A 21,207-nucleotide genomic window follows, 5' to 3' on the forward strand; every position below is an offset into this window, starting at 1 on the left:
CCGATCTGCTCCCGCTCCAGCGGGCTCAACCTCAACGCCATAACCACCCCAACGAAAATCACGGAAGGGTGTTGCAACCATCGGTTGAGCCCGCCGGTCGGCGGTAAGTGTCCAAGATCTGCACGCCCACCCACGGACGCCCACCCACGGACGACCCGCCGCCTGTCAACGACCGGCCACGCACGACCAGCCACGCACGACGGAACGCAGGCGCACCGCCCGCGGGGTGACGCGGAGAGCGGCCGTCAGGCGATGCAGGCGCAGACGATCAGCGCGGCCCCGAAGTGGGTGGCGGCGCTGACCCGGGCAGCCGGGTGCGGCTCGGGCGAGCAGATGACCTCGCCGAGCTTGCCGGGGGTGAGCAGGTCCAGCACCACGAAGGCCAGCGCCATGATCGCCAACCCGACCAGGCCGAAGACCACGGTGGAGGCGATCCCCTTGCCGAAGTCGCTGTAGCTGGTCAGGATCGCGGTGAAGACGATCCCGGCGATGCCGAGCTGGTTGGCGGCGAGCAGCAACCCCGCGTTGGCGTTGCGCTCGACCCAGATCAGGTCTCGCAGCCGGCCCGGGGTGAGCAGGTCGACGAGCCCGAAGCCGGCGGCCATGAGGCCGACGCCAACGATCCCGAACACGACGCTCTGCCAGGCACCGCTGAACAGATCCTCCAGCACCGACTTGCCTCCCGACTCTCCGCCCGGAGGGGTACCGGCGCGGTGATCGAGACGATAGCGGCAGCGCGCAACGGCGTCAGCCCCTGCGTCTACAGGGCCAGGTAGCGCTGCCGCTCGTACGGGGTGACCTCGCGGCGGTACTGCTCCCACTCGGCCCGCTTGTTGCGCAGGAAGAAGTCGAAGACGTGCTCGCCGAGCACCTCGGCGACCAGCTCGGACTCCGCCATGACGTCGATCGCCTCGGCGAGGTTCTCCGGCAGCGCCTCGTAGCCCATGGCACGCCGCTCGGCGCTGGTCAGCGACCAGACGTCGTCCTCGGCGCCCGGTGGCAGCTCGTATCCCTCCTCGATGCCCTTCAGGCCGGCGCCGAGCAGCACCGCGAAGGCGAGGTACGGGTTGGTCGCCGAGTCCAGCGAGCGGACCTCGACCCGGGCCGAGTTGGGCTTGCCGTACGCGGGAACCCGGACCAGCGCGGACCGGTTGAGGTGACCCCAGCAGACGTACGCCGGGCTCTCGGTGATCCGGTCGGGCAGGTGCTGCGGGAAGAGCCGCTTGTACGAGTTGACCCACTGGTTGGTGACAGCCGTGTACTCCCGGGCGTGCACCAGCAGGCCGGCGATGAACGACTTCGCCACCTTGGACAGCTTCATCGGGTCGCCGCTGTCGTGGAAGGCGTTGCGCTCCCCCTCGAACAGCGACAGGTGGGTGTGCATCCCGCTTCCCGGCTGGTCGGTGAACGGCTTCGGCATGAAGCTGGCCTGCACACCGGTGGAGAGCGCGACCTCCTTGACCACGTGCCGGAAGGTCATGATGTTGTCGGCGGTGGTGAGCGCGTCGGCGTACCGCAGGTCGATCTCCTGCTGGCCGGGTGCGACCTCGTGGTGGCTGAACTCCACCGAGATGCCGATGCGTTCCAGCGCGAGTACGCCCTGACGGCGGAAGTCCCGGGCCACGGCGTGGGTGGTGTGCTCGAAGTAGCCGCCGGTGTCGACCGGGGTGGGCACAGTGCCGTCCTGCGGCCCGTTCTCGAGCAGGAAGAACTCGATCTCGGGGTGGGTGTAGAAGGTGAAGCCCTTCTCGGCCGCCTTGGACAGCGCGCGGCGCAGCACGTGCCGGGGGTCGGCCCAGGACGGCCCGCCGTCGGGCAGCAGGATGTCGCAGAACATCCGGGCGCTCTCGCCGCTGACCCCGCCTTCGAAGGGGAAGACCTGGAAGGTGGTCGGGTCGGGCATGGCGACCATGTCCGATTCGAAGACCCGGGCGAAGCCCTCGATCGCCGAGCCGTCGAAGCCGATGCCTTCCTCGAAGGCCGCCTCGAGCTCGGCGGGTGCCACCGAAACGCTCTTGAGCGTGCCCAGAACGTCGGTGAACCACAGCCGGACGAACCGGATGTCCCGCTCTTCCAGCGTGCGGAGGACGAACTCCTGCTGACGGTCCACTTCCCCAACCCCTCGCGACACTCTTTTGTCCGCCTTGGCCGGGCTGCACCCGACCTGATCGCCCAGTGTTCCCGGGCCTGGTTACGCAGACGTTACGCGAACAGCCGCCGGCCGTCCCCTCGTGTCCCGCCGGGCGAGCGCGGGGCCCGGCCCTGCCGCCACGACGGCCGAACCACCACCGACGGCCGAGCCGCCACCGACGGCCGCCACGACGGCCGAGCACCTGCCGCCGCGGCCTCGCGAACGCCCGTCGCGGCGGGTGGCGGCCATCTCGTCGGAGGGTACGGACTGTCGCGACGAGGCTGGGGCAAGATGAAGGTATGCCCACCCTGCGTCTCGCCCTTTCCCAGGTCAACCCGAGCGTCGGCGACCTCGCCGGAAACGCCGATCTGGTCCGCAGTTGGACTCGCCAGGCCGCCGATGCCGGCGCCCAACTGGTGCTCTTCCCGGAGATGATGCTGACCGGGTACCCGGTCGAGGACCTGGTCTTCCGGCGTTCCTTCGTCGCCGCGTCCCGGGCCGCCGTGGAGCGGCTGGCCGCCGACCTGGCCGCCGACGGTCTCGGCGAGTTGCCGGTCGTTGTCGGCTACCTGGACGCCGACGGCCCGCCGCAGGTCAGCGGGGACGCCGAGCCGGGCCGGGGCGCCCGCAACGCCGCCGCGCTGCTGCACCGGGGCGTGGTGGCCGCCCGCTACTTCAAGCACCACCTGCCCAACTACGGGGTCTTCGACGAGGACCGGTACTTCGTCTCGGGTGACGCGCTGACAGTGGTGCGGATCGGCGGCGTGGACGTCGCGCTGACCATCTGCGAGGACCTGTGGCAGGCCGGCGGTCCCTTCGCCGCCGCCCGGAGGGCCGGCGTCGGCCTGGTCGTCAACATCAACGGCTCGCCGTACGAGCTGAACAAGGACGACATCCGGCTGCCGCTGGTCCGCCGCCGGGCCGCCGAGGCGGGCGCCGCCATCGCGTACGTCAACATGACCGGCGGCCAGGACGAGCTGGTCTTCGAGGGCGACTCGATGATCGTGACCGCCGACGGTGAGCTGCTCACCCGGGCACCGCAGTTCGTCGAACACCTGCTCGTGCACGACATCGAGCTGCCGGCCGCCGCCACCCCGCCGCCCGCCGACACGCTGGCCGACGGGATGCGGATCGTGCACAGCACGCTCGACGGCATTCCGCCCACCCCGTCCGGCCCGGCCGCCACCGGCGGGCTGATCGAGCCGGTGGCCGACGAGGCCGAGGTGTGGCAGGCGCTGGTGCTGGGTCTGCGCGACTACGTCAACAAGAACCGGTTCCCCTCGGTGGTCCTCGGTCTCTCCGGGGGCATCGACTCGGCGGTGGTGGCCGCGCTCGCCGTCGACGCGCTCGGGCCGGACCGGGTGGTCGGGGTGTCGCTGCCCAGCCAGCACTCCTCGGAGCACTCCCGGGAGGACGCCGCCGACCTGGCCAAGCGCACCGGCCTGGACTACCGCGTCGAGCCGATCCAGCCAATGGTCGACGGCTTTCTGGCCAACCTGTCGCTGTCCGGTGTGGCAGTGGAGAACCTCCAGGCCCGGGTCCGTGGCGTGATCCTGATGGCGCTGTCGAACCAGGAGGGCCACCTGGTGCTGACCACCGGCAACAAGAGCGAGCTGGCGGTCGGCTACTCCACCCTTTACGGCGACTCGGTGGGTGGCTTCAACCCGGTGAAGGACGTCTGGAAGACGCTGATCTGGCGGCTCGCGAAGTGGCGCAACCGGGACGCGGCCCGGCGCGGTGAGACCGCCCCGATCCCGGAGAACTCGATCGGCAAGCCGCCGAGCGCCGAGCTGAGCCCGGGCCAGCTCGACAGCGACAGCCTGCCCGAGTACGACGTCCTGGACCCGATCCTGATCGGCTACGTCGACGGTGACCTCGGCCGCGACGGGCTGATCGAGTCGGGTCACGACCCGGCCGTGGTGGACAGGGTGCTGCGGCTGGTGGATACCGCCGAGTACAAGCGACGGCAGTCCGCGCCGGGCACGAAGATCTCCATGAAGGCGTTCGGCCGGGACCGCCGTCTGCCGATCACCAACCGGTGGCGCGAGCACGGCTGAGCCGTACCCCTGGGGGTGCCGGGTCGGTGGCGCGGCCCGGCGCCGCCGCGCGGTGGACGCGCGGGGCGGTCCCGGGTGGCCAGCTGGGGCGGCCTCGCGCTGGTGGAGTGACATCTTGCACTGGGCCCTGCCGTCAGCCCGTCTCGCGGTGCGACGATCGCGACGGAACCCGGGGACCGCGCAGGCGGCCTCGAGGAAGGGAGACAGAGATGGTGGAGTCCACTCCGCACGAGGTGACCGCGTTGTACGGCGGCCCGGCCACCCGACGGGTCCGCACCCGCGACCTGATGGCCGCCAAGGAGCGCGGCGAGCGCTGGCCGATGCTCACCTCGTACGACCAGTACACGGCGTCGATCTTCGACCAGGCCGGTGTTCCGGTGCTGCTGGTCGGCGACTCGGCCGCGAACAACGTGTTCGGCTACGAGACCACGCTGCCGATCACCGCCGACGAGCTGCTGCCGCTGGTCCGGGCCGTGGTGCGGGCGACCCGGCAGGCGCTGGTCGTCGGTGACCTGCCGTTCGGCTCGTACGAGGAGGGCCCGGCCCAGGCGCTGCGCACCGCCGTCCGGTTCATGAAGGAGGGTGGCTGTCACGCGGTGAAGTTGGAGGGTGGCCGCCGCAACGCCGCGCAGATCGCCGCGATCGTCGGTGCCGGCATCCCGGTGATGGCGCACATCGGTTTCACCCCGCAGAGCGAGCACACCCTGGGTGGCTACCGCGTGCAGGGTCGCGGCGACGCCGCCGACGAGGTGCTGGCCGACGCGCGGGCGGTGGCGGAGGCGGGCGCGTTCGCTGTGGTGCTGGAGATGGTGCCCGGCGAGGTGGCCAAGCGGATCACCCACGAGCTGCCGATCCCCACCGTGGGCATCGGCGCGGGCCCGGACACCGACGCGCAGGTGCTGGTCTGGCAGGACATGGCCGGGCTGCGGACGGGCAAGGCGCCGCGCTTCGTGAAGCGGTACGCGGATCTGGCCGGTGCTCTCACCGACGCCACCCGCCGTTTCGCCGACGAGGTCCGCGGCGGCGAGTTCCCCGCCGCCGAGCACACGTTCTAGGACCGGGCACGGCGTGATCCGCTCCGGTTCCGTGGAACCGGGGCGGATCACGCCGCTCGGGGTCAGAGATCGGTGACGCGGATGCCGGCGTGTGCCTTGTAGCGCTTGTTGATCGCGATCAGGTTGGCGGTGAACGCCTCGATCTGGTGGGCGTTGCGCAGCCGCCCGGCGTAGATGCCCCGCATGCCGGGGATCCGGGCGGCGAGCGCGCCGACGATGTCGACCAGCTCACGGTCCTCGGTGCAGATCAGCACGTCCAGGTCGATCCGGTCGACCTCGGGGTCGGCCAGCAGCGGAGCGCTGACGTGGTTGAACGCGGCGCAGACCCGGGAGTCGGGCAGCAGCGCGGCGGCCTGCTGCACGGCGCTGCCCTCGGCGACGGTCAGCGCGTACGGGCCCTGCTTGTCGAAGCCGAGCGGGTTGACGCAGTCGACGACGATCCGGCCGGCGAGCGGCTCGGCGAGGGCGGCGACGGTGGCGGCGTGCCCGTCCCACGGCACCGCGATGATCACCACGTCGCTGCGTCGGGCCACCTCGTCGTTGGCCGCGCCGGTGACGCTGCCGCCAGCCGGCACCCCGGGCAGGGCGGCGATCTCGGCAGCGGACTCGGCGGCCCGCTCAGCCGACCGGGATCCGATCAGCACCGTCTGGCCGGCCCGCGCGAACCGGTAGGCGAGGCCCCGCCCCTGGTCGCCGGTGCCGCCGATGATGCCGACCGTCAGCCCGGACACGTCGGGCAGCGTGCTCGCGTCGTATGCCATGGCCTCATCCTCGCAAACCGCCCGGCCCGTCAGCAGCGCCGAGCGCTGTGAGAATCCCCGCTGCCGCGAGCGACAGCGCCGCCGAGGACCGAGCCAGGGCGGGCGACCCCTCCCACGGGGAGGATCGGTCCCGCGACGGCGGCCCGCTCAGGCCAGCTCGAACAGGACGGTACGGGCCGCCGGGTCGGCGGTGACCAGACGGACCCGGACCCGTTCGCCGAGCGGCAGTTGGCCAAGGCAGCGGGCGCGGACCGGCGGGGCGTCCAGTGCGACGGTGCCACCGGGCGGTCGGGGCCGGGACTTGCCGTTGGGCGGGGCGTCGACGTCGAGGACGGCCGCGTCGAAGGTCTCGCCCACCCGGTGCTCCAGCACCGCCGCCTCGGCCAACTCGACGGCGCCGCGAGCCGCCGCCGAGGCGACCCGGTCGGTGCTCGCCATGACCTCGGGCAGCCGGGGCAACGCGGCGCGGGCCCAGTCGGGCACCGCCTGGCCGGCGTGCAGAGCCAGGCAGACCTCGGTGGCGTACCGGTCGGCCAGCCGCCGCAACGGTGCCGTCACGTGGGCGTACGCGGCCGCCACGCCACCGTGCTCCGGATGCTCCGGCAGCTCCCCGTCGAAGGCGGTGTACGCGGCACCGCGCATCAGCTCGGCCGCCTGGTCGATGAACGCGGCGGCGCGCGGCTGGGCGGCGTCCAGTCCGGCGATGACCGGACCCGGGCCCACGTCGTCCGGCCAGTGCACGCCCAGCGGCGCGGCGGCGGCCCGGAGCCGCTGCACCGCTTCCGGCTTGGGCGCCGGCATCGTCCGCAGCAGACCCACCCGGCCGGCCAGCATGATGTCGGCGGCAGCCATTCCGGTCAGCAGGGAGATCTGCGCGTTGTGCTCTTCCATCGGCACCGGCGCGCGCAGCACCAGCCGCCAGCCCTCACCGTCGGGTTCCAGGTCCTGCTCGGGCAGCGGCAGGTTGATGGCGCCCCGGCTCAGCCCACGGGCGGTCAGCCGGTCGCCGATCTCCGGCAGCAGCGCGATCGGGTCGGGTAGCCGCCCGGCCTCGGCTGCCGCCTGCACCCCGGTGTAGTCGAGTTTGGCGCGGCTGCGGACCAGGGCGCGTTCCAGCTCGACGGCAACGGTGCCGCCGTCGGCGTCCAGGTCGATGGTCCAGAGCACCGCGGCCCGGTCGTCGTCGGGCAGCAGGCTGGCCGCACCCTCGCTGAGGGTGCGTGGGTGCAGCGGCACGTTGCCGTCGGGCAGGTAGATGGTCTGCCCCCGCCGCCAGGTCTCCGCCTCCAACGCCCCGCCCGGGGTGACGTGCGCGGCGACGTCGGCGATCGCGTACCGCACCCGGTAGCCGCCACCGGGGCGGCGGGCGAGGTGCATCGCCTGGTCCAGGTCCCGCGAGGTGGCGGGGTCGACGGTGACTAACGGTATGTCGGTGCGGTCGACGGGCGGCTGCGGCGGTGCCGCAGCCGCCTCGTCGGCTTCACGCTGGGCGTCGGCCGGGAACTCCTCGGGCAGGCCGAGCTCGCGGCGCAACGCGCCGAAGTCGATGCGGGGCGCGAGTACGCGTCGGATGACCACGGGTCAATCCTGACAGCGCCACGGGTGATCCGCTTCCGGTGACCGGCCGGAAATCCGCACGCTGTGGGGATGCTCCGCGCTCAGCCGGTCGCCTTGCGGGCGGCGCTGCGGGCCCCCCTGGGGGCGGTGGCTCGGGCGGCGACCGGGCGGGCCGGCGACTTGCGGGCGGTCACCTTGCGGGCCGGTGCCTTGGCCGCGACGGTCTTCTTCGCCGGTGCCTTCTTCGCCGCCGCCTTACGGGCGGTGGTCGACGAGGTACCCGACACCTTCGCGGCCGGGGCCTTCTTGGCCGGAGCCTTGCGGGCCCCGCCGCTGGGGCGGGTCGACGCGGTCTTCTTCGCCGCCGCCGTCTTCTTCGTCGCTGTCTTCTTGGCGGCGGACGCCGTGGTCGCCACCTTCCGCGCCGGGGCCTTCGCCGCGCTGGTGGTCTTGCGCGCCGGTGCCTTCGCCGCGGTGGTGGTCTTGCGCGCCGAGGCCTTCGCGGCGGTGGTGGTCTTCTTCGCCGCGCTGGCGGTGGTCTTCTTCGCCGCGCTCGCCGTCTTCTTCGCCGTGCCTGTGGTCTTCTTCGCGGCGGTGGTCGTCTTGCGCGCGGTGGACGCCGGGGCCCGCTTGGCGGCGGCGGTCGTCCTGCGGGTGGTGGTCGAGGCCTTCGCGGGGGCCTTCTTGGCCGCTGCTGTGGTCTTGGTCGTGGTCTTCTTCGCGGGGGCCTTCGTAGCCGCCGTGGTGGTCTTCCTGGCCGGGGCGCGGCCCGCCCCGCCGGCGGCCTTGCGGGCCGGTGCCTTCGCGGCAGCCGTGGTGGACTTGCGCACGGGGGTGGTCCGGCTCGCCGCGGTGTTCCGCTCCGCCGCGGCGGTCTTCTTCGCGGTGGTGCGTCGGGCGGCTGGGCGCTTGGTGGCCTGCTGTGCTTCGGCCATCGTGGTTCCCTCCTTGGGGGACGTGCTCTCGCGTGCGTCCTCGCGGAGCACGAAAACCTCGGCGCGAGCCGTCCCGCGCCGCCTATCTGTCGTCCCCGGCCCAACGAGCGTCCTCGGCATCCCACGCCTCGTTCCGCTCCTGCACTCGTTGCAGGGCGTTCTCCGCGTCGGCCGCCGAGTCGTACGGGCCGAGAACGTGCTTCGCCGGACACACGTTGGAGTCCGTCTCGACCCGGTGATGCCGGGTGCACCAGTAGAACTGCCCACCACGTCCGCTGTCGCTCATGGGAATCACTGTGCACCGCGAACCGGCCGGCCGCCACCGGATCGCACAAGTCGCCGACGATCTCCACAGTAGATATGCATTGCGTTCGTCGGGCCGAAATGGCGAAACGCGTGGGACTGGAACACCAGAAGATGCGCAGGTGAGCCCTGCTGTGGGCACCTCTATGATCGCGGGATGGCGATACCGGACTACATCCTGGGGTTGCGCAAACACGTCGGCCACGACCTGCTCTGGCTGCCGAGCGTCAGCGCGGTGGTCCGCAACGACGCCGGTGAGCTGCTGCTCGGTCAGCGCGCCGACGACGGGCGGTGGTCGGTGATCAGCGGTTTCGTCGAGCCGGGCGAGCAGCCGGCCACCGCGCTGGTCCGCGAGGTGCGCGAGGAGACGGGCGTGGAGGTGGCGCCGGTGCGGATGTCCAGCGCCGTGTCGCACCCGCACACGTACCCGAACGGGGACCGCTGTGAATACCTGAACATGGGGTTCCTGTGCCGGGCGATCGGCGGCACCGCCCGGGTCAACGACGACGAGTCGTTGGCCGTGCGGTGGTTCCCGTTGGACCAGCTGCCCGAGCTGGACAAGCACGCCCTGCTGGTCATCGCGTACGCGTTGCGCGAGAAGCAGGTGGCCGGTTACCTGGAGCCGGGCACGACGTGGGACGACGTACCCGACTGAGGTTCACACCGGGGTCGGCGCGAGGGCGACCGGCTCGGCGGGGGCCGACCGGGCCGCCCGGATGGTGTACGCGAGCGCGTACGGCGCGCAGGCCAGGTAGAACATCGGCTCCAGCAACAACTGGTCGGTGATCAGGAAGATCTCCCACGACGTGGGGCGGGGCAGGCCGAAGTTCCAGTCGGTCCAGCAGACCAGGAGCCACAGCGGCGCGGAGATCCGGTCGACGCTGTCCGGTGTCATCGCGTCGGCCGCAACGGTGCCAGGCCCCGGAATGGTCTGGATCACGAAGAGAATCACGGCCAGGTCGGCCGCGACGAGCGCGCCGACGAGGCCAACCAACCAGGCGACGCGAACGCGACCCCGGGCGGCGAGGCTCGCCGCAGCCCACAGGGCCAGCGTCAGGCCAGCCAACCAGAGCAGCAGACCGGGTACGGAACGGCCGAAACCAGTGCCGTTGATGACGGACATGAGCACGAGTACGACCACACCGACGGGAAGCACCACACCGAGCGCGATGCGCAGCGGGCCGTGCAGTGCGGTATGCCGGGCCGACCGTGACGTGTACCTCGCCAACAGCACCGCGAAGCCGACGGTCAGCGTCGACCAGAGCGGCAACTGCGCCGCAGTCGACCAGCTCACCCGCATCGACAGCCAGTTGTAGACCTGATTCATGGTCAGCGCGCTGACGACCACGATCCCGGCGCAGGCGAGCGGGGCCAGTAGCAGGGCGGCGGCGGTACGGCGGGTCCGCCGATGCATCATGCGGCGGTCGAGGAGCGGGGCGCCGGCCCGACTGACGGCCAGGCTCATGGCGAAGCCGACCATCGTCGTCCAGCGACCGCTCTCGGCCAGGACGTGCAGCTCGGCGGCCCACTCACGGCGCAGGTCGTCGCGGACGTCGGTAGGCCAACGGCGCGCGGCCAACTCCAGCAACAGCTCGGCGATCCGTCGGGTCACCATGCCGGCGCTCCGCTTGCTCCCGTTGTCCTCACCCGTTCGCCGCTCGGGGATCCCGATGGGGCTCTCCGCTCGCCTTGTATGTCCAGCCCGTGCCGCTGCGCATCTGGACCAGAGCGACCGGCGCGGTCGGCGCGGACCGGGCCGCCCGAATGGTGTACGCGAGCGCGTACGGCGTGCAGGCCAGGTAGAGCATGGGTTCCGTCGGCACCCGGTTGCTGATGATTCCAAAGATCTCCCATGGAATCGTGGGTCGGGGTAGGCCGATGTTCCAGTCTGTCCAGGCGGCGAGGAGCCACAGCGGCGCGGAGATCCGGTCGATGCTCTCCACCGGTGTCGGACCGATGACCGGGCCAGCGCGATAGCCCGCCGAGATCGCGTCGACAACGGCGAGAATCATCGCGAGGTCGGCGGCGGCGAGTGCGCCGAGGACGCCCACGACCCAGGCCACGCGGAGGCGATGCCGAGCGGCGAGGCTTGCCGCGGCCCAGAGGGCCAGCGTCAGACCGGCCAACCAGAGCAGCAGACCGGGCAGGGTGGAAGCCAGGTCATCCGGGTAGAGGACGTACAGGAACACGACTGCGGCCACCCCGACGGGGAGCACCACCCCGAGCGCGATGCGGAGCGGGCCGTCGAGTGCGGTCTGCCGAGCCCAGCGCGCGGCGAACACCGCCAGCAAGAGCCCCAACCCGACGGTGAACGCCGCCCAGAGCGGCCTCTGCGCCCGCTCCGACCAACTCTCGGCCAACACGCGCTCGATCGGGTACAGGGCGTACGCACTGGCGAGCACGATCCCGACGCAGACGATCGGGGACAGCAGTAGTGCGGCGACGGTGCGGCCGGCCCGACCGCGCATCACTGAGCGGTCGACGATCGGGGCGCCGGTCCGACTGACGGCCAGGCTCACCGCGAAGCCCAGCATTCTCGTCCGGTGACCGCTCTCGGCCAGCACGTGCAGCTCGGCGGCCCACTCGCGGCGCAGGTCGTCGCGAACCTCGGCCGGCCAGCGGCGCGCGGCCAACTCCAACAGCAGTTCGGCGGCCCGGCGGGTCACCACGCCGGTGCTCCGGTGGGCTCGGTGCCGCCCCACGAGCGACGGCCGTCGGGGATAGCGGCCCGCAGGTCGGCGAGCGCCTGGCGGGCCTGCGTCACCCCGACGGCGGTCAGTCGGTAGTAGCGGCGGGCCGGCCGCCCGGCCGCGACGGGATCGATCGCCTCCCAGTCGGCGGCCAGCCAGCCGGCCCCCTGCAACCGGTGCAGCACCGGGTAGAGGGTGCCGCTGGGCAGGCCGGTCAATCGCATCAGGTCGAGCCCGTAGCGCTGCTCGTCGGGTTCGGCGAGCAGCGCCGCGAGCACCTTCGCGACCGGAATGGTCATCCGCATCCGACCACTGTATCGGAACTCTACATAGGGGTGGGTACCCGTTCGACGGGAATCCACAGCTCGGCGTCCGCCTGGGTTCCGTCCGCCGACACCCGGACCCGGGAGATCTCCGGTCCAGGTCGGCTGCGGTACGGGTTGGACGGAAACCACTGGGTGAACACGTCACGCCACAGGAACTGCACTGCCTGCGGAAACGCGCCGGAGGTGGTGAACACCGCCCACGACCCCGCCTGCACCGGCAGCGCGTCCATGTCCTCCGGCGGCTCGGTGCCGGTCACCACCCCGTGCCAGTAGTCGAGCTCGGTGCCCTCCTGCCGACTGTCGGCGAGGTTGTCGCTGACGTTGACGATCCCCTTCGGTTCCTGATCGGAGAGCGCCTCGATCCGCTCGGTCGTCTGGTTGTCGATGCTCCTGATGAACGCGACGATCGCCGGGTTCATCCCCTCGTGCACCAGCGGGACCCGGGCCTTGCGCCCCACCAGCGCGAACGCGTCCTTGTCGACGATCCGGTACTCCATGCTGCCGCTCCCTTCGACTGTGAGTCGGAAGGACATCCGGGGCTGGGCACGCAGCGCTGCCCGCGTACGCCGAGCTTCTCCTGGCCCCACGCCGTGCACGGCGTGGAACGCCCGGGCGAACGCCTCCGCCGAGCCGTAGCCGTAGTGCACAGCGACGTCGAGCAACGTCCGCTCCCCCGCCAGCACGTCCGCACCGGCGACGGTGAGCCGACGCCGACGGATGTACTCCGAGAGCGGCATTCCGGCCAGCGCGGAGAACAGCCGCCGGAAGTGGTACTCCGACGTCAGCGCGATCCGCGCCAGCTCCGCCACCTCGATCTTCCGGTCGAGGTGACGCTCGATGTACGTCATGGCCTCGTTGAGCCGATCCAGCACCCGGGCCTCCTTCCCTTCGAGCACCGACGTTAGGTCGCAGGGTCGGTCGCCCACCCGACATCCGATGCCCGCATCGGTCGGGTGCGGCCAGCGACCGCCGTGTCGTAGCCTGGCGGACTTTGCTTCCCGAGGAGGTCGACGTGGCCGAGTATCCGCAGGACGTCGTGCAGCGCTTCCACGGCACCCCCGAGCAGGTCGACGCCGGCCTGGTGGGCGAGCCGCCGCGGACGTGGGAGTCCGTCGTCATCGAGGAGTACGACAGGTCCTGGGCGCAGCGGTTCATCGCCGTCCGGTCGTCGCTCACCGAGGCGCTCGGCGCTCTGGTCATCGGTGTGGAACACGTCGGATCGACGGCGGTGCCGGGGCTCGCGGCCAAGCCCGTCATCGATGTCGACCTCGTCATCGAGGACACCGCCGAGGAGGCCACCTACCTCCCCACCCTGGAACGGCTCGGGTACCGGCTCGTCCTTCGGGAACCCTGGTGGCACGGGCACCGGATGCTGCTCAGCCCCGCCGAGGACGTCAACCTGCACGTCTGGCCGCAGGGTGCTCCGGAACCGGTCCGGCACCAACTTTTCCGCGACTGGCTGCGCTCGCATCCGGACGACCGGGAGCGGTACGCCGCGACCAAGCGCCGCCTCGCGCGGGACACCGCGCACCGGCCCCGCGACTACAGCCTCGCGAAGAACGACGTCATCGACGAGATCTACGCGCGCATCTTCGCCGGCTCGGACGCCGAGGTCGAGCAGGAGGGCGGTATGTCCCGGGCCGAGGGTTGATAATCCTGGCGGTCACTCTGCCGGACAAAGGGGTCTTCGATGGCGCGCTGGCACTGGGTCGTCGGGGTTGTGGCGGTGGCGATGCTCGCTGGTTGTGACACCGACGCGAACGCCACTGTCGACGCCGCGCTACCCCGCGGTGAGAGCCTCGGCGAGCTGCGTCAGCAGGCACGGGAGGCTCTGGCCCGATACGACCAGGCGGTGGTCGACGCAGGCGGCGCTGGCGCCGTCACCCCGACACCACCACCGTGGAACTCCCCGCCGGGTATCGCCATCGAGTCGGCGACCACAACCGGGGCCGGTACGCAGTTGACCGTCGACTTCACCGGCGTCTTCGGGCCGGCGACCGGACGCTGTGGCGCCGATTACCACGCGGAGTCGGTCGAGTCCGCCAATGCCGTCGTGGTCATCGTCATCGCGCAGCACCACAACAACAGCGAGGTGTGCCCCCTTCTGGGCTCCCCGCGAACCGCGACCCTCAATCTGGCACAGCCGCTGGGCAAGCGAGCGGTCCTCGACGTACGCCAAGGGCAACCGGTCCCGCTCACCCTCGGGTGAGCCGCGCCGCGTGATCAGCGCGGCGGCGGCTGCATCATGAGCCAGGTGGGTACGGGTTCCGACAGGATGCCGACCACCTCCCAGCCGGCCCGGCGGTACAGCTCGACGTTGACCGGGTTGCTGGTCTCCAGGATCGCCGGCAGGCCGTCGGCGGCGGCGCGGTCCAGCCCGGCCCGCATCACGGCACGACCCCAACCGCGTCCGGCGTTGTCCGGGTGGGTGCCCAGGACACCGAGGTACCAGAACGGGAACGCCGGCAGGGCGTCGTGCACGATGTCGTCGTAGCCCTGCACGCGGGCCAGCACGTCGGCCGGGTACGGAGAGACCTCCGGTACCGCGTGCGCAGCGGCCGGCACCGCGGCCGACTGCCCGGTCGGCGGGTCCCAGAGGGCGACCGCCGCACCCCCGTCGATCGTCCAGATCGACTTCTGGTGCACCCGCTTGTCGAAGAGGTGCCCGAAGAAGGCGGCGCAGTACCGGGGATAGGTCTCCTCGTCGGGGAACAGCCACCGCAGGATCGGATCCTTGACGAACGCTGCGACGAGCGTGTCCACAACTCTGGCGCGGTCGGCGGGCGTGGCGATGGTGATCTCGGGCGTTGTCACGGCAGTCGACACTAGTCGGGAAAAGCGCCTTGACCCTGACACGGTGGCGGGCCGGAGACTGGCCGCATGGACCTCGATGACTACCGGAAACACTCCGCGTACAGCGACCCGGGTCGGCACGGCGGGCTCCTCGACGCCGTGGCGACCGATTTCCCCACCGTGGCCGCGACCGCCCGCAACGTGATCGTTCACTACCGGGCCGGCGGCGTCGAGTTGCCCGACGACCGGCTCGACGAGGTGAACTGCCGCTGGGTGGACCGCATCCTCGACACTGACCAGTCCCGCTTTCCGGTGCCCCTCGCGGCGGAGCGTCCGGCCGTCGACCGCGTGGCAGGCTGCTGTCGGGACCACACGCTGCTCTCGGTCGCGGTGCTGCGTCAGCACGGCATTCCCAGCCGCAGCCGCGTCGGTTTCGCCTCGTACTTCGCGCCCGACTGGCACCACGACCACGTGCTGGTGGAGTACTGGAACGGCGACCGGTGGGTCTGGGCCGACCCGGAGCTCGACCCAGCCGGCGACTGGGGGTTCGACGGCTACGACATCGACCCGAAGGCAGGGCTCTTCGACTCGGCGGCGCGGGTGTGGTCGGCGTACCGGGCCGGGACGATCGACCCCGAGCGCTACGGCGTCAGCCCGGAGCTGCCGATCCGAGGCGACTGGTTCATCCACGACTACGTCCTGATCGAGCTGGCCCACCGGCAGAAGGACGAGCTGCTGCTCTGGGACGGCTTCGGCGCGATGACCGAGGACATCGCCACCGCCGACCTCACGCTCGTGGACGAGATCGCCGCGTTGTTGCTCGCCGCCGACGACGGCGACGAGACCGCGGAGAAGGCCCTCGCCGACCGGTACGCCAGCGACGCCCGACTCCGCCCCGGCCCGCAGGTGCACAGCATCTCGCCGGTCTCCGGCACCGTCAGCACTGTCGATCTGCGCGTCAGCCGAAGGTGAAGGCGTACGCCTCCACGCCGGGCTCGCCGAACGTGATCTCCAGGGTCCGCTCCCCGACCGCGCCGTTCTGGCGGACGAGCTGGTAGAGCCGGCCGTCCTGAAGTAAGCCGTTGCCGTCCTCGTCGACGTCGACGCCGTGTGACGGGCCGGGAGCGTCGCCGTCGAGCAGCACGCGGAACGGCATCGGCCCTCCCGCCCCGGGGGCCAGCACGAGATGCGCGTCGCGGGCGTGGAACCGGAAGGCGATGCCGCCGCCGGCCTGGTCCAGCACGACGTTCTCCGCCCCGATCGTCCACTCTCCTGCCAGCGCCCACTGGTTGAGGCCGAGGCTCTCCGGCACCTGGTAGGCGCGACGTTCGTCGAGCGCCGGGCCGGTCGGCGACGCGAAGTGTTCGCCGCGACTGAAACCGAGGTACGTCTCGGGCGTCCGCAGGTTGTTCCAGTCGGCCTCCGCCTCCGGGCCGAGTCCGTTGACGGGTACGGGTTCGCGCTCGATACCGAGCAGTTGCTGGAGCACCCGCTCGGACTGCTCGTAGCGTCCCTCGCCGAAGTGCTCGTCGCGGATGACGCCGTCGGTGTCGACGAAGTAGAGCGCCGGCCAGTAATGGTTGTCGAAGGCGCTCCAGATGGTGTAGTCGTTGTCGACCGCCACCGGGTAGTCGATCGATCGGGCCGCCACCGCCCGCCGCACCCAGTCGACCTCGTGCTCGAAGCCGAACTCCGGGGTGTGCACCCCGATGACCACCAGCCCGTCATCGCGGTATGCCTGCGACCAGGCACGCACGTACGGCTCCTGGCGCAGCCAGTTGATGCAGGTCAGCGTCCAGAAGTTGACCAGGACGACGCGTCCGCCCAGGTCGGCGGGGCCGAGTGGCTCGGAGTTGAGCCACTCGGCCGCCCCGTTGAGCGGGGGCAGGTGCACGGCCATCTAGCGCAGCGATCGGAAGGCGGTACGAAGCTCTTCGGAGAAGATCTTCGGCTGTTCCCAGGCTGCGAAGTGCCCGCCCACGTCGAGCTTGTTGTAGTAGATGAGGTTGGAGTACGCCTGCTCGGCCCAACTCTGTGGCGCCTCGTACAGTTCGTCGGGGAAGACGCTCACGGCGACCGGAACCTTCACGCCCTTGGCGGCGAAGAACGAGAGTTTGTTCTCCGCGTACAGACGGGACGCGGAGATCGCGGTGTTCGTCAGCCAGTAGAGCGAGATGTTGTCCAGGATGTCGTCGCGGGTGAGGCCCGCTGTGGCCCCGTCGAACACCTGCGAGATCAGGACCAGACTCTTCGCGTCGTGGTCGAGCAGGAAGGACGCCAGGCCGACCGGAGAATCGGCCAGCCCGGTCAGCGTCTGCGGACGTGTCGCCATCATGAGGGCGTAGGCGACGTGTTTCCAGACGAAGTTGGCTTCCTCGGCGGCGCGCATCTCGTCGTCGGAGAGCCCTGACGGCAGTGAGCCCATGGCGTTGTTCGCACCGGTGGTGTCGCCCTGGAACAACAGGTCGATCTCGGTGGGGATCGCACCGGGCATGTTGGTGTGGATGCCGAGCAGTTCCGGAGGCGCCTGGAGGCCCATCTGGTCGACGATGACCGCACCCCAGTCGCCGCCCTGCGCGACGAACCGGTTGTAGCCGAGCCGCTTCATCAGCTCCGTCCAGGCGGTCGCGATCTTCTGCGGGTTCCATCCCGACTCGGTCGGCTTGCCGGAGAAGCCGTGGCCGGGCAGCGACGGAATCACCAGGTGGAAGGCGTCCGACGCGCTCGCGCCGTGCTTGGTGGGGTCGGTGAGCGGCTCAATGATCTTCAACTGCTCGATCACCGAACCCGGCCACCCGTGGGTGACGATGAGCGGCATCGCGTCCTCGTGCTTCGAGCGCACGTGGATGAAGTGGATGTCCACCCCGTCGATGGTGGTCATGAACTGCGGTACGGCGTTCAGCCGTGCCTCGACAGTGCGCCAGTCGTACTCTTTCTCCCAATAGCGGGCGACGGCCTGAATGGTCGCGAGTGGCACGCCCTGCGACTGGTCGTCCACCGTTTCCTTGTCCGGCCAGCGGGTGGCCTTGATGCGCCTCTTCAGGTCATCAAGGTCGGCCTGAGGAATGTCGACCGAGAACGGTCGAATCTCCGTGGTGCCCGGACGGGTCTTGGTTTTGACAGCCATGCGTGTTTCCTCTCCGTCTAGGTTTGCGCCTCGCGAGGAGAAATCATGGGGTGAAGGCTCTGCCCGGACTTATGTGCCAATTGAGATTGGGCACGCCGCCGCCATATCTCGGAGCCTAGTGTTGGCCGACCGCGATGGTCGGCGAAGTTGACACTTGCTCAGTCGTCGGATTTGGTCGGGCAGGTGGGATAGAGACACGTCCCGTGCTGAGTCGGTCGTGTCTGGAGTGCTCATGCGGTCTCGGCCTGGAGGGCGGGACCGAGGAGGAGCCCACCGTCGATGACATACTCCGACCCCGTGATGAACGACGCGTCCGATGACGTGAGGAACAGGAGAAGACGGCTGACGTCGGTCGGCTCCCCGAGCCGGGGGATGGCGAACGGCTCGGGTGAGTAGAAGTCGGCGATTGCCGCGACTGCGCCAGCTGCCGGTTCGTGGATGAAGGCGGTCGATATCACGCCGGGGTGGATGGTGTTCACCCGGATGCGGTCGCGGCCGAGCTCGAGCGCTGCCGTTTGGGTGAGACCTCGCACAGCCCACTTGCTGGCGACGTACGGCGCGTAGTGAGCCGTACCGCCCAGGCCCATCGTCGAGGCGATGTTGACGATGGCTCCCCCTGCTGCGCGGCGTAGCGCGGGGGCGGCGGCCTTGATGCCGAGGAAGGTCCCGGTGAGGTTGATGTCGAGGATGCGCGACCACGTGGCCTGCTCCGTGTTTTCGATCGTTGCCGGCGGATTTTGGACGCCCGCGTTGTTGACGAGCACGTTCAGGGCGCCGAAGGCGCTCTCGGCGGCCAGCACAGCGGCGGACCACGAGCTCTCGTCGGTGACGTCAAGGCGGGCGAAGCGAGCGCGGGTCCCGAGCTCGTCGACGAGAGCGGCGCCACGTTCCGCGTCGATGCCGCCGATCACCACGTTCGCTCCCTCCGCGTGAAAAGCGCGCACGTGGCTGGAGCCCTGGCCGCCGGTCCCACCGGTCACGAGCACGGTCTGGTTGTCGAAGCGAGGCATCAGATGTTCCTTCGGTACCTGGGTGAATGACCGGGATCACCAGCGATGGCGGCGGCCAGTGGTGAGTCAGGCGACTCACCACTGCCCTGACACTAGGTCGGCGGCAATGGCGAGTCAAGCCACTCACCTCGTATGCTCGGTTCATGAGCAGGGTCGTGACGACGTATCACCAGCGCGTCGCCCAGGAGAAGCGCGCGCTGATCGTGACGGCCGCGACCGCGCTGTTCCTCGAGTTGGGCTACGACCGGACGTCGCTGGCGCAGATCGCGGAGCGCTCGGGCGTTTCGCGGGCCACGCTGTTCAAGCAGTTCCCGAGCAAAGCGGCCCTGTTCGACGCCATCGTCACCGAGTCCTGGGCAACAGCTGACGAAGAGGACCCGCCGCCAGCAGGCAACGTCGTCGACGGGCTCAGCACCATCGGTCGCCGCTACGCCAAGCTGTTGAGCCAGCCCCAGATGACCGACCTGTTCCGAATCGTCATCGCCGAGCTGCCGCGGTTCCCCGAGCTGGCCCAGGCGCAGTTCTCGCACGGGAAGTTGCCCTACTTCGAGTCCGTACGCAGCTACCTCCTCACAGAACACGAGGCGGGAACGGTGCGGGTCGAGGACGTGGACCTCGCAGCCACCCAGTTCCTGGGCATGATCTCCAACTACGTCTTCTGGCCGACACTCCTGGTGCCGGGCTGGGAGGTGAGCGCTGAACGCGTCGCTCAGGTAGTCGACGAGGCCGTCCGCACCATCGCCGCCCGGTACGCCACGACTGGACCAGAGGCGTCCACCAACTGATCCCGCTGACCGCGACACAGTCCCCGCAGCCACAAAGCTGATGCCTAACGCAATCGAGGCCGTCGGCAACAAGGACATTTGCGGGCCGGTCACGGGCGTCCAGGGGCAGCGACCGCGTGTTCGGCGGCTCGGCTGACCTGCTCCCAACCCGCCCAGGTGTCCATCCGCCGACGGGAGATGTCGAACGCCAGGTCGTACACCATGCTGCCGAGCAGGAGCCGCAGCGGCGGGTCGTCGCTGTCGACAAGTCGCAGCAACGCCTCGGCGGCCAGGCGGGGTTCGCTGTCGATCGAGCCTTCCGCCCACTGGCGCTCCAGTTCGGCGCGCAGTGGCGCGTAGGCGTCCATCGGGGTGGTGGCGCTCAGACTGGTGTAGAGGTCGGTCCAGTAGCCGCCCGGCTGCACGATGCTGACGGTGATGTCGAAGGTCGCCGCCTCCACCGCCAGCGCCTCGCTCATGCCTTCCAAAGCGAACTTGCTCGCGCTGTAGAGGCCGGTGCTCGGGAAGCCGCCGAGCGCCGCGATGCTGGAGACCTGCACGATGTGGCCGGACCGTTGGGCGCGCAGGTGCGGCAGCACGGCCTGACCGACCCAGAGCGCGCCGAAGAAGTTGACCTCGAACTGGGCGCGTGCCTCGGCCTCGGTGAACTCCTCGATCATGCCCATGGACAGGGTGCCGGCGTTGTTGACGACGATGTCGAGCCGGCCGAAGTGCTCGACGGCGGTGTCCACGGCGGCGATGACCGCCGCCCGGTCGGTCACGTCGAGGGTCAGGGCCAGCAGCTGGTCGGCGTACTTCTCGTCGAAGTCGGCCTGGGCGATGGTCCGGGCGGCGGCGACCACCCGGTCACCCCGGTCGAGTGCGGCGGCGGCGAAGGCGCGGCCCAGGCCGCGGCTGGCGCCGGCGATGAACCAGGTACGCATGCGCTTCTCCTCATTTCAAGACGAGACGGTCCGTCTCGCGATGGACCGAGGCTAGGCGCGCGACAACACCGCCGTCAAGACGAGACGGTTCGTCTCGCGAACTGATATCGTTCGGCCCATGACGCCCAACACGGCCCGGCGGCGGGAGACCTCCCGGCGTGCCATCCTCACCGCGGCCTTCGACCTGCTCCAGGAGACGGGGTACGCGAAGCTCAGCATCGAGGGCATCGCCGCGCGGGCCGGCGTCGGCAAACAGACCATCTACCGCTGGTGGCCGTCGAAGGGCGCTGTCATCTTCGACGCCTTCCTCATGCTCAGCGAGGCCACCGAGGGTGGGCCGCCGACGCTGCCGGACACCGGCGACCTGGCGGCGGACCTGACAGTGGTGCTGCGCGCCACGGTCGAGGAGATGAACGATCCCCGGTACGAGCAACCGATGCGCGCGCTGGCCACCGAGATCGCGCTCGACCCCGAGCTGGCCGCGGCGTACGCCGAACGGTTGGACGGGCCGCTGAAGGAGGCCAAACGGCAACGCCTACGCAACGCCCAGCAGGCCGGGCAACTCGCCGACGACGTCGACCTCGACGTGGCGGTGGACCTCATCTGGGGTCCGCTGTTCAGTCGCTGGCAGCAACGCAGCGGGCCGCTCACCGCCGAGTACGCCGACCTCGTCGTCACCACCGCCCTCAACGGACTGCGCCCCCGCCGATCGGCCGAGTGACTAGCCCTGAGACGCGTACACGTCGGGGAGCAC

23 protein-coding genes are annotated in these 21,207 nt (G+C 70.5%); 8 read left to right on the forward strand and 15 right to left on the reverse strand.

Annotated elements, in window-relative coordinates:
* Positions 1–245 precede the first annotated feature (245 nt).
* Together ACFYPG_RS28515 and glnA are read right to left on the reverse strand one after the other, a co-directional pair.
* Positions 246–671, reverse strand: a complete 426-nt coding sequence (locus ACFYPG_RS28515; RefSeq protein ID WP_355008888.1) for a DUF350 domain-containing protein — start codon at positions 669–671, stop codon at positions 246–248.
* 89 nt (positions 672–760) lie between these two features.
* Positions 761–2,110, reverse strand: coding sequence for a type I glutamate--ammonia ligase (gene glnA / locus ACFYPG_RS28520; protein WP_355008887.1), 1,350 nt, complete (start codon positions 2,108–2,110; stop codon positions 761–763).
* A gap of 320 nt (positions 2,111–2,430) precedes the next feature.
* On the opposite strand from glnA, the gene ACFYPG_RS28525 reads away from it, so the two are divergent.
* Together ACFYPG_RS28525 and panB are read left to right on the forward strand one after the other, a co-directional pair.
* Complete coding sequence (locus ACFYPG_RS28525; protein WP_355008886.1) at positions 2,431–4,188, forward strand: NAD+ synthase; 1,758 nt, start codon at positions 2,431–2,433, stop codon at positions 4,186–4,188.
* Between the two features lie 209 nt (positions 4,189–4,397).
* On the forward strand, positions 4,398–5,243 hold the full coding sequence (gene panB / locus ACFYPG_RS28530) for a 3-methyl-2-oxobutanoate hydroxymethyltransferase (RefSeq protein WP_124855798.1): 846 nt from the start codon (positions 4,398–4,400) through the stop codon (positions 5,241–5,243).
* Between the two features lie 62 nt (positions 5,244–5,305).
* Here panB and npdG read toward each other — a convergent pair whose 3' ends face one another.
* From npdG to ACFYPG_RS28550, 4 genes are all read right to left on the reverse strand, one after another.
* A complete protein-coding gene (gene npdG, locus ACFYPG_RS28535; RefSeq protein WP_091409546.1) occupies positions 5,306–6,004 on the reverse strand; it encodes an NADPH-dependent F420 reductase in 699 nt (232 codons plus the stop codon).
* A 147-nt stretch (positions 6,005–6,151) separates the two neighbouring features.
* Complete coding sequence (locus ACFYPG_RS28540; RefSeq protein WP_387354423.1) at positions 6,152–7,582, reverse strand: RNB domain-containing ribonuclease; 1,431 nt, start codon at positions 7,580–7,582, stop codon at positions 6,152–6,154.
* Positions 7,583–7,662: 80 nt separating this feature from the next.
* The gene (locus tag ACFYPG_RS28545; RefSeq protein WP_387354424.1) at positions 7,663–8,496 is read right to left on the reverse strand and encodes a histone; all 834 of its coding nucleotides are present in this window, start codon (positions 8,494–8,496) and stop codon (positions 7,663–7,665) included.
* Between the two features lie 82 nt (positions 8,497–8,578).
* Positions 8,579–8,782, reverse strand: coding sequence for a hypothetical protein (locus ACFYPG_RS28550; protein ID WP_091409533.1), 204 nt, complete (start codon positions 8,780–8,782; stop codon positions 8,579–8,581).
* Positions 8,783–8,956: 174 nt separating this feature from the next.
* Between ACFYPG_RS28550 and ACFYPG_RS28555 the strand changes: the two genes are divergently transcribed.
* Positions 8,957–9,454 carry an NUDIX domain-containing protein gene (locus tag ACFYPG_RS28555; RefSeq protein ID WP_355008883.1) on the forward strand — a complete coding sequence of 166 codons (498 nt, stop codon included), beginning with the start codon at positions 8,957–8,959 and terminating at the stop codon, positions 9,452–9,454.
* 3 nt (positions 9,455–9,457) lie between these two features.
* On the opposite strand, the gene ACFYPG_RS28560 is transcribed toward ACFYPG_RS28555, so the two are convergent.
* Genes ACFYPG_RS28560 through ACFYPG_RS28575 form a run of 4 tightly spaced genes read right to left on the reverse strand, consistent with a single transcriptional unit; the run spans position 9,458 to position 12,687 of the window.
* On the reverse strand, positions 9,458–10,414 hold the full coding sequence (locus ACFYPG_RS28560) for a hypothetical protein (protein WP_387354425.1): 957 nt from the start codon (positions 10,412–10,414) through the stop codon (positions 9,458–9,460).
* Between the two features lie 28 nt (positions 10,415–10,442).
* Positions 10,443–11,468, reverse strand: a complete 1,026-nt coding sequence (locus ACFYPG_RS28565) for a hypothetical protein (protein WP_387354426.1) — start codon at positions 11,466–11,468, stop codon at positions 10,443–10,445.
* On the reverse strand, positions 11,462–11,794 hold the full coding sequence (locus ACFYPG_RS28570) for a helix-turn-helix transcriptional regulator (RefSeq protein WP_355008881.1): 333 nt from the start codon (positions 11,792–11,794) through the stop codon (positions 11,462–11,464). The genes ACFYPG_RS28565 and ACFYPG_RS28570 overlap by 7 nt, the downstream gene beginning before the upstream one ends.
* Positions 11,795–11,814: 20 nt before the next feature.
* A complete protein-coding gene (locus tag ACFYPG_RS28575) occupies positions 11,815–12,687 on the reverse strand; it encodes a GyrI-like domain-containing protein (protein WP_387354427.1) in 873 nt (290 codons plus the stop codon).
* Positions 12,688–12,827: 140 nt separating this feature from the next.
* Between ACFYPG_RS28575 and ACFYPG_RS28580 the strand changes: the two genes are divergently transcribed.
* Together ACFYPG_RS28580 and ACFYPG_RS28585 are read left to right on the forward strand one after the other, a co-directional pair.
* A complete protein-coding gene (locus tag ACFYPG_RS28580; protein ID WP_387354428.1) occupies positions 12,828–13,466 on the forward strand; it encodes a GrpB family protein in 639 nt (212 codons plus the stop codon).
* Positions 13,467–13,505: 39 nt separating this feature from the next.
* Positions 13,506–14,024 carry a hypothetical protein gene (locus ACFYPG_RS28585; protein ID WP_387354429.1) on the forward strand — a complete coding sequence of 173 codons (519 nt, stop codon included), beginning with the start codon at positions 13,506–13,508 and terminating at the stop codon, positions 14,022–14,024.
* A 14-nt stretch (positions 14,025–14,038) separates the two neighbouring features.
* Here the strand turns inward: ACFYPG_RS28585 and ACFYPG_RS28590 are convergent, their stop codons facing one another.
* On the reverse strand, positions 14,039–14,629 hold the full coding sequence (locus ACFYPG_RS28590; protein WP_387354430.1) for a GNAT family N-acetyltransferase: 591 nt from the start codon (positions 14,627–14,629) through the stop codon (positions 14,039–14,041).
* A 66-nt stretch (positions 14,630–14,695) separates the two neighbouring features.
* On the opposite strand from ACFYPG_RS28590, the gene ACFYPG_RS28595 reads away from it, so the two are divergent.
* A complete protein-coding gene (locus tag ACFYPG_RS28595) occupies positions 14,696–15,580 on the forward strand; it encodes a transglutaminase domain-containing protein (protein ID WP_357194504.1) in 885 nt (294 codons plus the stop codon).
* On the opposite strand, the gene ACFYPG_RS28600 is transcribed toward ACFYPG_RS28595, so the two are convergent.
* From ACFYPG_RS28600 to ACFYPG_RS28610, 3 genes are all read right to left on the reverse strand, one after another.
* Complete coding sequence (locus ACFYPG_RS28600; protein WP_387354431.1) at positions 15,567–16,508, reverse strand: redoxin domain-containing protein; 942 nt, start codon at positions 16,506–16,508, stop codon at positions 15,567–15,569. The genes ACFYPG_RS28595 and ACFYPG_RS28600 overlap by 14 nt on opposite strands.
* Positions 16,509–17,735: an epoxide hydrolase family protein gene (locus ACFYPG_RS28605; RefSeq protein WP_387354432.1), complete on the reverse strand. Its 1,227-nt coding sequence runs from the start codon at positions 17,733–17,735 to the stop codon at positions 16,509–16,511.
* Positions 17,736–17,965: 230 nt separating this feature from the next.
* Positions 17,966–18,745, reverse strand: coding sequence for an SDR family oxidoreductase (locus ACFYPG_RS28610; RefSeq protein ID WP_355008874.1), 780 nt, complete (start codon positions 18,743–18,745; stop codon positions 17,966–17,968).
* A 143-nt stretch (positions 18,746–18,888) separates the two neighbouring features.
* Between ACFYPG_RS28610 and ACFYPG_RS28615 the strand changes: the two genes are divergently transcribed.
* A complete protein-coding gene (locus tag ACFYPG_RS28615) occupies positions 18,889–19,530 on the forward strand; it encodes a TetR/AcrR family transcriptional regulator (RefSeq protein ID WP_355008873.1) in 642 nt (213 codons plus the stop codon).
* Between the two features lie 89 nt (positions 19,531–19,619).
* On the opposite strand, the gene ACFYPG_RS28620 is transcribed toward ACFYPG_RS28615, so the two are convergent.
* Positions 19,620–20,453 carry an SDR family oxidoreductase gene (locus ACFYPG_RS28620; RefSeq protein WP_387354433.1) on the reverse strand — a complete coding sequence of 278 codons (834 nt, stop codon included), beginning with the start codon at positions 20,451–20,453 and terminating at the stop codon, positions 19,620–19,622.
* A gap of 118 nt (positions 20,454–20,571) precedes the next feature.
* Here ACFYPG_RS28620 and ACFYPG_RS28625 point away from each other — a divergent pair, with 118 nt between their 5' ends.
* On the forward strand, positions 20,572–21,174 hold the full coding sequence (locus ACFYPG_RS28625; RefSeq protein WP_387354434.1) for a TetR/AcrR family transcriptional regulator: 603 nt from the start codon (positions 20,572–20,574) through the stop codon (positions 21,172–21,174).
* Positions 21,175–21,207: the final 33 nt, after the last annotated feature.

It is taken from the genome of Micromonospora sp. NPDC005553, from assembly GCF_042871765.1.
Taxonomy (GTDB): domain Bacteria; phylum Actinomycetota; class Actinomycetes; order Mycobacteriales; family Micromonosporaceae; genus Micromonospora.